Source organism: Bacillus sp. P4_D3 (assembly GCF_056401855.1).
Window position 1 is genome coordinate 1 of sequence record NZ_JBFUIN010000108.1, and the last position, 9076, is coordinate 9076.

A 9076-nucleotide genomic window follows, 5' to 3' on the forward strand; every position below is an offset into this window, starting at 1 on the left:
GATGTAGATATTGTTTGGAAAAAAAATAAATTACTAGAGGAAGTTTCCTATAAAATAATAAACCCTGATTTGTATATTTCAAAACGTCGTCAAAATAATTTTGAACATTATGATATATCATTGGAGCGTAAATTTTTTACAGCAATCAAAGAAGGAAATACAGAACAAGTAATAAAATATGCGTATTCATTCCCACAAGAAGACGCGGGGATAGCATCAAAAGGAGATCAACTCAGAAATCAAAAAAATAATGGCATTATAGCGATTACTCTAGCTACTCGATATGCAATAGACGGGAACCTTCCGTCAGATATTGCTTTTTCGCTAGGCGCTTTATACGTCCAAACTATTGAGCAACTAGATAACATGTACGCTATAAATAGATTAATAGAAGATGCGTTATGCACTTTTGCAGAACGCGTTAAAGAATACAATATTCATAAGTATTCCCATACAATTACTACATGCCTAAATCATATTAATAAAAGTATTTATGACGAAATATCTCTCAATGATCTCGCTAATCTTTTGGATATTAACCCTGCATATTTATCTAGACTATTTAAAAAAGAAGTAGGAATCCCTATAAGTGAACATATTCAACGGGAACGAGTAGAAGAAGCAAAAAAACTATTAACATTAACGACATATTCATTATCAGATATTTGTAGTTGGCTTAACTTTAATGACCAAAGTTACTTTACAAAGGTATTCAAAAAAATAACAGGTATGACTCCTAGACAATACCGTGAAAAGCATACTGTCATCTAGAGTTGTTATCCCAACAGGTTCTGTTGTAAAGTTTTTTTGCACATAGAGACATGGGAAGATTGTGGTCAAATTTTATGACACCGTTAATAAATTCTGTAATTCGTTATACGCCGAAAAGACGGAGTCTGATGTGACTTTGAAAGAAAGTCGCGACGTTTATAAAAAAGTTACGATGCTTTATTCCTTCAAGTAAAAATTCCAAGTGCGTTTTAATCAAACTTTTTTATAAAAAATAACTCCTTCACAAAATTATACTCATCCATTTTGATTAATCTTTTTTTCAAAATGAATGGGTTTCTTCTATTGTAAAATCAACATTTGTAGCACGATTTTAATTGAACTTTATTCCAAACCAACACATTCCTCTTCCTTTTGGCATATTAGCGTTATATATCGAGAGATAAGTATTTGAAGTTATCTCTGACTTTTCCCCTGATCCGCACGGTACGTGCCACTTTCATGGCATACCGCGGTCCACCTATACTGTAGTTTTCTTTCCATCTAATAATGATAAATTCTAAGCAAACAACGCTAGTTGTTCATAATTTAATTCCACTTCAATTTGTGATTCAATACAGATTTCCTCGTTTTTGACTAGTTTTCGCAATTTGTTAAGTTTGTCTAACTGTTCCTCATTGAGTTTTAGTTCATTGAGTAATTGGTTAATATTTTCTTCTTTGGTTGCGTGTATTAGTCTATGGACACTTGGTTTGATGATGGTAAGGTTTTTTTGTAACTGTCATCCTTTCTTTCGCTCCATAATCGCTTATGGTGACAATGGATGTCCCATGGTGAGAGTTTCTCGCCTGTTATGCTGCATTTACCTTTTTGTGCGACATAAAGAGAAATTCGGTTGTCGTTGTATTCAACGGTTGCTCGTTCATTTATGACAGGATTTTCTCTTAACCATTTTAATTCTGCTTCGGTTATATCAGCCAAGTTTTTATGTATCTCGGCTCGTTCTTTTATAAAGAGGTTTTAAAAATATAATTAAAATACAAATGTTTTTGTTAAGAAGAATATTTAACAAAGAATTTAAATCCCCAAAAACGAAACAATAGGGGGTGGTGTAGCGCTATGTCAGAAATGGAAGTAGTATATATACCAGCAATGAAGTCTATAGTCGTTTGGGGGTAAGTGGTAGTACGCTTAGAAAGTATTCGGATGTTCTTGAACGTGAAGGATATGATGTAAAAAAGAGTAGTCGAGGGAGAAGGTAATATACAGAGTTTGATGTTGTATTGATTGAAAAGTTAGTAGAGTTGAGCAAGCAGGATGGTATGACTTTAGAGAAAGCGGCTAAAATGATTGCGAAGCAGTTTGGAATTGGTAATAAGAAAGAGGAATCCCAGGGGTCAGATCCAATTCCTTATCAAATGCAGTATCAATTCCGGCAACAATATAGCGCTATGATAGAAGAAATTAATAAAGTGCAGCAAGCAAATCTGTTAGAAATGGAAAAGAGATTAGGTGATCGTATAGATCAAAGGAATAAATTGATAGAAGAGAATATGAAGGATCGGAAAGAACGTGAGGAAAGAATAGAAAAAAGATTAGAGAAAAGAGATGAGAATCTTATGAAGATGGTCAGAGAGATTCAAGATGCTAAACGCACTATTGTATCAGCCCAGGAAGAAATAGAGGCAGCTAGGTTGAAAAAGCAGTCTTGGTGGAAGTTTTGGGGTGATTTATAATTTTATACTTTTATAAAATTATAATGGGATTCAGCCGAGATTTTTCCATAGAATAAGGAACCCATAAAGGATTCCTTTTACATTATGCCGTTCTATAATCGTTGTTTTTAAGCTTCTTTCTAGTATCCCTAAATGCCATGATCATTATTATCGTGCATATTAATTTAAGCCCGCGAAACTCCTGGTGGAACATTAGTCCTGAGAAGAATTCATAAGCATAGAAGAAACCAATGACAAGGAACAGCCAGAGCATAAATTTCAAATCTTTTAAATGAAACTTGTAATTATGAATCTTTTTCCACATATGTATACACTCCTAGTCTGTTGAAGTTCTATAATTCTTATTGATGATATCTTGCATGTTTGCGATAAAGAATAGAAGGAATATGATGCCTATGATGCCGCTAACCCAATAATATGTACCTCCAGTTGTGAATTTATCATAGAAGGAGTAGGCGTTCGAGATTACAAGAATTACTGAGCATATAGTAGAAATTACTAATGAACCGAAACTTCTCATGATGGTCACCTCAATTCTAAAAGTTATGACTTTAAATATAATTATACATATGTATATAAAGATTCACAAAGGAATTACCATAGGATTAGATATGATGAATCAATTAATTCCTAATATGCAAATTAACCATGTAACAGATATAAAATATACATAGCGCTTAAAAAAATAATGTGTGGAGGAATTACGGCATAATGTCGAAAAAATAAGAATTATGAGATTTTTTGTTGATTTATGTCGTTTTTAATGCTATACTCATAACAACAAAGAAAGAGAAAACAAAAACCCTTATCTAGTAAGATGTCAGAATTTTTGGTTTTCTCCAATCGTTTTACTTCTTGTACCGTAGAAGTTTGTGCATTTTTTTCCACTCTTTCTTTGTTTTACCCTATAAAAGAAAACAACCTGTTTTTATACAGGTTGTTTTCTTTTGTGAAAATTTAATTTGTTGTTTTTATAACAGTTGGGATTACTCTTTTAAAATTATTATGGTTTATAGGGAGGCGACAAGTAATAGATTGGATATTTAACGATGAGTCTAAATTATAATAGAGTGAATCCAGAAAGAGATGAAAACTAAGAAATTTGGATGTTAGTTTTCTATGCGAATTAAATTCTAATATAAGAAAATAAAGTTAAGTGTCATAGTATAAGGTTATAGTATTACCTATGAAAATTTATTTGGTGCTACCCTTAGTTGACAAATAGCTCAAAAAAAGAACCCAATTAAGAGGTTCTTTTTTTGATGTTGATTATTTTTGTTCTAAAATACGTTCAACCTCATCTATGCCTAATTTACTGGCTTTAGCAATCGTTTCAAGTGGTACACCGAGTTCATGCATACCTTTAATCATCTGTATTTTTCCTTGCTGAACCCCTTCTTGAATTCCTTCTTTTTTCCCCTCATTACGAGCATGAGCAAACTTTGCAGCCTCATCCATTAAGGCCTTTTCTCTTGCTTCATATGCTTGACGGAAAGAAGAATCTTGACTCATACGTTCCCACTTATTCATTGCTTTTTGTAAAATCGGATCTTGGTTCATGGCAATGTCCTCCAATGTTTGTGTGAGATACTCATCTTCATTCGCTGGTAATAATAATAACCAACGAACAAACGAGTCTTCCCAAGGATTAACTTTCTCTTCACGCCATTGCTGTAGTAACTTTGGAATCTCTACAATATGAACTTCTATATCGTCACTTAATAACTTTTGTTGTTGCTGATTCCAAAGGATTCCTGTTGTATGAAACGCTTCATATTCTGGAAACATCACAAAGTTTAACAAGTTTATGGTAATTGTTTTATGAAGTGAGCTATAAGGCATTCCTTTTTGCAATTGAGAGGTGTATAACCTTCCCCAATAATATAAGCTTCGTTTGATCATATCGTGATTGTTATTCAATTGTATTTCTACATTTACCTTTGTTCCTGTATTTAATGTAGCTGAAATATCTAAAATTGATAATTTATCTTCTTCATATTCTCGATGCAAATGTGGATCTTCTAATTGTAGGGCAACAATAGGTGATTCTAAAGAATCTTTTAATATGGCATTTAAAAAGGCAACTAAAATATCTTCATTCCCATTTGTGCCAAATAACTGCTTAAATGCAAAATCGATACGTAAATTTACTAATGAATTGGACATGGTTTTCCTCTTCCTGTTTCAGACTATATCTTTACCTTTATTGTACATAAAACTAAAGTCAATATGCAAACAATCCTCTATGACTTATATAAGGATATAAGTTTTTCTCTTAAAGGAATACATTTGGAACAGAGGGATTAAGTGAAAAGAAATAAAGGTACGCTTAAAAGATTTAATTTTCTAAAAATAAGTATTTACAAAAATATTTATTTGAATTAAAATACGAACTACAAAGATTCGACATTATACGACAAAATGATATTATTTTTCAGAATATTACAACAACTAGAGGTGAGGTATCTATATGAATCTATTTCGAAAAAAATCTATTTCAGCATTATTAGCACAGTCAGAACAAAAAGGAGCATCTTTAAAAAAAGAACTCGGTGCATTTGATCTTACTATGCTCGGGGTCGGCGCTATCATCGGAACTGGGATTTTCGTTCTTACCGGTGTTGCCGCAGCAGAACACGCAGGACCCGCACTTGTTTTGTCGTTTATTTTATCCGGTTTAGCCTGTGTATTTGCAGCATTATGTTATTCTGAATTTGCATCAACTGTACCGGTATCCGGTAGTGCGTACACTTATAGCTATGCAACATTTGGAGAATTAATCGCTTGGATTTTAGGTTGGGATTTAATTTTAGAATATGGATTAGCTTCCTCAGCTGTTGCATCTGGTTGGTCAGGGTATTTACAAGGTCTATTAAGTGGATTTGGGATTACATTACCTACGGCTTTAACAAGCGCATATAATCCTGAAGCGGGAACATATATAGACTTACCAGCAATCTGTATCATCTTTCTAATGACGTTGTTATTAACAAGAGGAGCAAAAAAATCAGCGCGTTTTAATGCTATCATGGTAGCTATCAAACTTTTTGTTGTCTTACTATTTATCGGCGTTGGCGCTTTCTATGTAAAGCCTGAAAACTGGACACCCTTTATGCCGTTCGGCTTCTCTGGCGTAACAACTGGGGCTGCAACTGTATTCTTTGCTTACATCGGATTTGACGCTGTATCAACAGCTGCTGAAGAAGTCAAAAATCCACAGCGTAACATGCCAATCGGCATTATTGCTTCTTTAACAATTTGTACGATTCTATATATCGTTGTTTCATTGGTTTTAACTGGAATTGTACCTTACGATCAGTTAGGTGTGAAAAACCCTGTTGCATTTGCACTACAATACATTCAACAAGATTGGGTTGCTGGTTTCATTTCTTTAGGAGCGATTACTGGAATTACAACTGTATTACTTGTTATGTTATATGGACAAACACGATTATTTTACGCAATTAGCCGCGATGGCTTACTACCAAAAGCACTTTCTCGCGTAAATAAAAAAACAAAAACACCTGTTATCAATAGTTGGATTACTGCCACTATGGTTGCTTTCTTTGCTGGTTTTGTTCCTTTAAGTAAACTAGCAGAATTAACAAATATCGGTACATTATTCGCATTCAGCGTTGTATCAATTGGAGTAATTATTTTACGTAAAAAACAACCAGAACTACCGCGCGCTTTTAAAGTGCCTTTGGTACCATGGATTCCTGCTTTAGCTGTTCTATTCTGTGGATACTTAGCATTACAACTCCCAGCAACAACATGGATCGGCTTTGCAATATGGCTTGTAATTGGACTTGTTGTCTACTTCAGTTACGGTTACAAAAATAGTACACTACAAAAGGAACAAAAAGAAGACGTAGCATAATGAAAAAGCTGTTGTTCCATTAGGACAGCAGCTTTTTTCCGTTCTGGTGCAAAGTATTGTACCATCAAACATTTCAATAATCTCATTGAACAAGACCATCGTCATTTAAATTGTCTGGGTTTCAAAACCTTCGCTATGCTGCTCGCACTACTATTTTTTATTCCAATAATTCCTTATGTTTACGATACTTCTCTTCCATTAATTGGCTGAACTGGTCGGTTATTCGTTGGGAATAATTTATGAAACGTTTCAATTTGTTTTTTGGACATCTCTATTGTCTGTTTCATCACAATCCACTGGACATTTTCTGTACAAGGAGGTGTTGTCAAAGAACCCATGTAATGGAATGACGAATGATCTGAAGGAAGAAGCTGTTTTATATCAATGGTATGCTGCACATCACCCTGTGAATTTTTGCTGTTCAGGAGATTTCCCCACATTTCTGCAAAACCTTCGTTTTTTTGTCCTTCTTTTATCATAATACCAACTACTGCTAACTGACCTTGATCATTTTGATGGACCAGATGTAGTTCCATATCTGCATGTTTTCCTTCAAATTGATGTTCACTCGGTGTATGGAAATGGAATTGTTTTAATGTGTAACGACTTTCTCCCAGCATGAGATAATCATCAGAACTATTTGCTTTCCCCTCAATACTATGCCCATTATTTTTAATAGAAAATGATATTGGTTGATAATTAATTTGCAAATGATTAGAATCCTCAACTGTTGATTTTATTTGTTCCGTTTTGATATCTATCGGAGATTGTTCTTGCCCATTTAAACACATTTTGTATTCTGGTTTCAATTCTCCCCAGTGCTCTGGACCAGTAGTCCCTTCATATGACCACTGCGTATTTTTCTCTGTAGATTTTTCTTGTGTAGCTGTATCCTTGTTTGACTGTTCTTGTTTTGCAGTGTTACACCCGATCAACACTGCACTCATTGTCAATATAAGGGGAGTTTTATAAAGAAACTTTAAGCCTTTCATACTGTTTCCTCCTAAGATGATAAAATATTGTATTTAAAGAATATTTCATGTAACTAAAGGTTCTGTTACAAATTCACCAAAAATATCAAGAATCTAGAGAAGCATCGTTCCATTATTATGCAATTTAAACTTTTAAATAGAGAAATGGGATATCGGAAGCTATAAAGTTAATTTGTGAGCAAAGGAGTAACTGTGCTCATTTCTCAAGTTAAAAAAGCTTTATACAAAGCCAGATTGAAGTCAAAAGTTATTAAATACTATAAGAAATGGAAGCAAGAACATATTACATTTCCTAATTTGCTATTATTCCGTATGTCCTCATTTAGCATTAAATAGAATGACTTCTTACCAATACCCAAAATCGATTTTGTAATCTAATTTGGGTTCCAATTTTATTAATCTGGTCATTTTTATTTGACATTACTTCATTCATTTCGAAACATGGGCTTTCTTTCCGACTAAATGTTTTGTCATGTCTATATTCCCCCTTCTTATCTAATTGAGATTGACTTTTAATTTATAATCATTATAATTATATATAAATTATTAAAAAAAAATCAATATAGATTTATATTCTTTGATGTGATACTATATATTTCTGGTTCTGTTGCAAAGCTTTCGAAACGAAGTTATGCTTTTGAAAAGATAAACGGAAGCGTAATAAGTTAGATATTTTAAAGTAAAACAATTCAAACAAGATATTATTTGGGTGTTTTTGCTCAAATCTGCGAAATGGGGGAATTAGCTTAATTGGGGTCACTTTCCATCACCATCAAGCTAAGAAAATATCCCCAAAATAAAAAAATGACTTCTCAAGATGAAAATGTACAATTCTATTTTGAGAGCGTCATAAAATTCTTAAGTTGATGGAGATATCTATGGTAACCCATACTAATTAACGACCAGTATTGTTTTGCAAAAAAAATGTCGAAATTATGCGAAATTTGAATTTTTTTGTCTTGTTATGCTTTATATTTAGTGCTAAACTCATAATACAAAGAAAGAGTAGCTGAAAAGACCCTCCTTTAAACTGAAAATATTGAAAATTCAGTTTAGTATACATCTGATTGATATTTACGATTACTACTCTTTCTTTGTTTTATTTTATATATTATATCGGGTATAGATAGCGAGGTGACTGAGATGTGATTAATTGGTAAAAGTAGAGTGTGAGTATTCTGTTATTCTTATGACACCTTAATTACTTAAGTGCACATTTATTACAAATATTTGTAAAGGGAATTGAGGCCGATTGTGCCGATCTAGCAATGTGAAATTTGGTTTCATGCAAATAAAGAAATAAGCAACTACAATTAATTATGAATCTAGTCGTCATGCTGAGAATTTAATTGAAGGTTTGGTATAGCCAGATTTAGCCATGAAGTTTATAAGTCATGTAGATTGTGATTAAAATTCTAAATTCATAAGCTGACAAAAATTAGTGAACGTTACTGTTCATTCTTTTAAAAAGCATAGGACTACTTAATTATAAACCTAGGAAATGATATATAAGAGGTACATGAATAAACAAAATTGTCTGTGGTTTTTACTAAATGAATCAAAATTTAGGCAGAGGTTTAGCACAAGCACTTAAGGATGATATTTCGGTGTATGTAGGAGGGAATATAAAATAAAAAGTTTATCCCAAATGAGGTATTAATTTATGTTTGTTTTTTTAATTACACAATCAGTTACAAAAGTTACAAAAACTATTTTTATTATTTAAATAGTCTTAATAT

The 9076-nt window shown here is 32.8% G+C and carries 6 protein-coding genes and 3 pseudogenes; 4 read left to right on the forward strand and 5 right to left on the reverse strand.

Annotation, left to right across the window (positions count from 1 at the left end; all coding sequences use genetic code 11):
- The coding region (locus AC1DTM_RS13435) for an AraC family transcriptional regulator (RefSeq protein WP_477000338.1) at positions 1 to 771 on the forward strand (771 nt) is incomplete at its 5' end.
- A gap of 517 nt (positions 772 to 1288) precedes the next feature.
- On the opposite strand, the pseudogene AC1DTM_RS13440 reads toward AC1DTM_RS13435, so the two are convergent.
- Positions 1289 to 1731 (reverse strand): annotated as a pseudogene (locus AC1DTM_RS13440) (HNH endonuclease signature motif containing protein); the annotation flags it as partial.
- Positions 1732 to 1848: 117 nt separating this feature from the next.
- Here AC1DTM_RS13440 and AC1DTM_RS13445 point away from each other — a divergent pair.
- Positions 1849 to 2465, forward strand: a pseudogene (locus tag AC1DTM_RS13445) (DUF3967 domain-containing protein).
- Positions 2466 to 2547: 82 nt separating this feature from the next.
- On the opposite strand, the gene AC1DTM_RS13450 reads toward AC1DTM_RS13445, so the two are convergent.
- From AC1DTM_RS13450 to AC1DTM_RS13460, 3 genes are all read right to left on the reverse strand, one after another.
- Positions 2548 to 2769, reverse strand: a complete 222-nt coding sequence (locus AC1DTM_RS13450) for a hypothetical protein (protein ID WP_088099777.1) — start codon at positions 2767 to 2769, stop codon at positions 2548 to 2550.
- A 12-nt stretch (positions 2770 to 2781) separates the two neighbouring features.
- Complete coding sequence (locus AC1DTM_RS13455; RefSeq protein WP_088099778.1) at positions 2782 to 2985, reverse strand: hypothetical protein; 204 nt, start codon at positions 2983 to 2985, stop codon at positions 2782 to 2784.
- 749 nt (positions 2986 to 3734) lie between these two features.
- Positions 3735 to 4631: an Rpn family recombination-promoting nuclease/putative transposase gene (locus tag AC1DTM_RS13460; RefSeq protein WP_000071773.1), complete on the reverse strand. Its 897-nt coding sequence runs from the start codon at positions 4629 to 4631 to the stop codon at positions 3735 to 3737.
- Positions 4632 to 4935: 304 nt separating this feature from the next.
- On the opposite strand from AC1DTM_RS13460, the gene AC1DTM_RS13465 reads away from it, so the two are divergent.
- Positions 4936 to 6345, forward strand: a complete 1410-nt coding sequence (locus AC1DTM_RS13465) for an amino acid permease (protein WP_078182157.1) — start codon at positions 4936 to 4938, stop codon at positions 6343 to 6345.
- 51 nt (positions 6346 to 6396) lie between these two features.
- Positions 6397 to 6494, forward strand: a pseudogene (locus tag AC1DTM_RS13470) (IS6 family transposase); the annotation flags it as partial.
- Positions 6495 to 6524: 30 nt separating this feature from the next.
- Here AC1DTM_RS13470 and AC1DTM_RS13475 read toward each other — a convergent pair.
- Entirely contained in the window at positions 6525 to 7337 is an 813-nt protein-coding gene (locus AC1DTM_RS13475; RefSeq protein WP_088079254.1) for a carbonic anhydrase, read from the reverse strand.
- Between the last annotated feature and the right edge of the window lie 1739 nt (positions 7338 to 9076).

Bases quoted from the DNA above. Each gene is read 5' to 3' on its own strand.
- AC1DTM_RS13475 (WP_088079254.1), bottom strand. From the start codon at position 7,337: ATGAAAGGCTTAAAGTTTCTTTATAAAACTCCCCTTATATTGACAATG.
- AC1DTM_RS13450 (WP_088099777.1), bottom strand. From the start codon at position 2,769: ATGTGGAAAAAGATTCATAATTACAAGTTTCATTTAAAAGATTTGAAA.
- AC1DTM_RS13455 (WP_088099778.1), bottom strand. From the start codon at position 2,985: ATGAGAAGTTTCGGTTCATTAGTAATTTCTACTATATGCTCAGTAATT.
- AC1DTM_RS13465 (WP_078182157.1), top strand. From the start codon at position 4,936: ATGAATCTATTTCGAAAAAAATCTATTTCAGCATTATTAGCACAGTCA.
- AC1DTM_RS13460 (WP_000071773.1), bottom strand. From the start codon at position 4,631: ATGTCCAATTCATTAGTAAATTTACGTATCGATTTTGCATTTAAGCAG.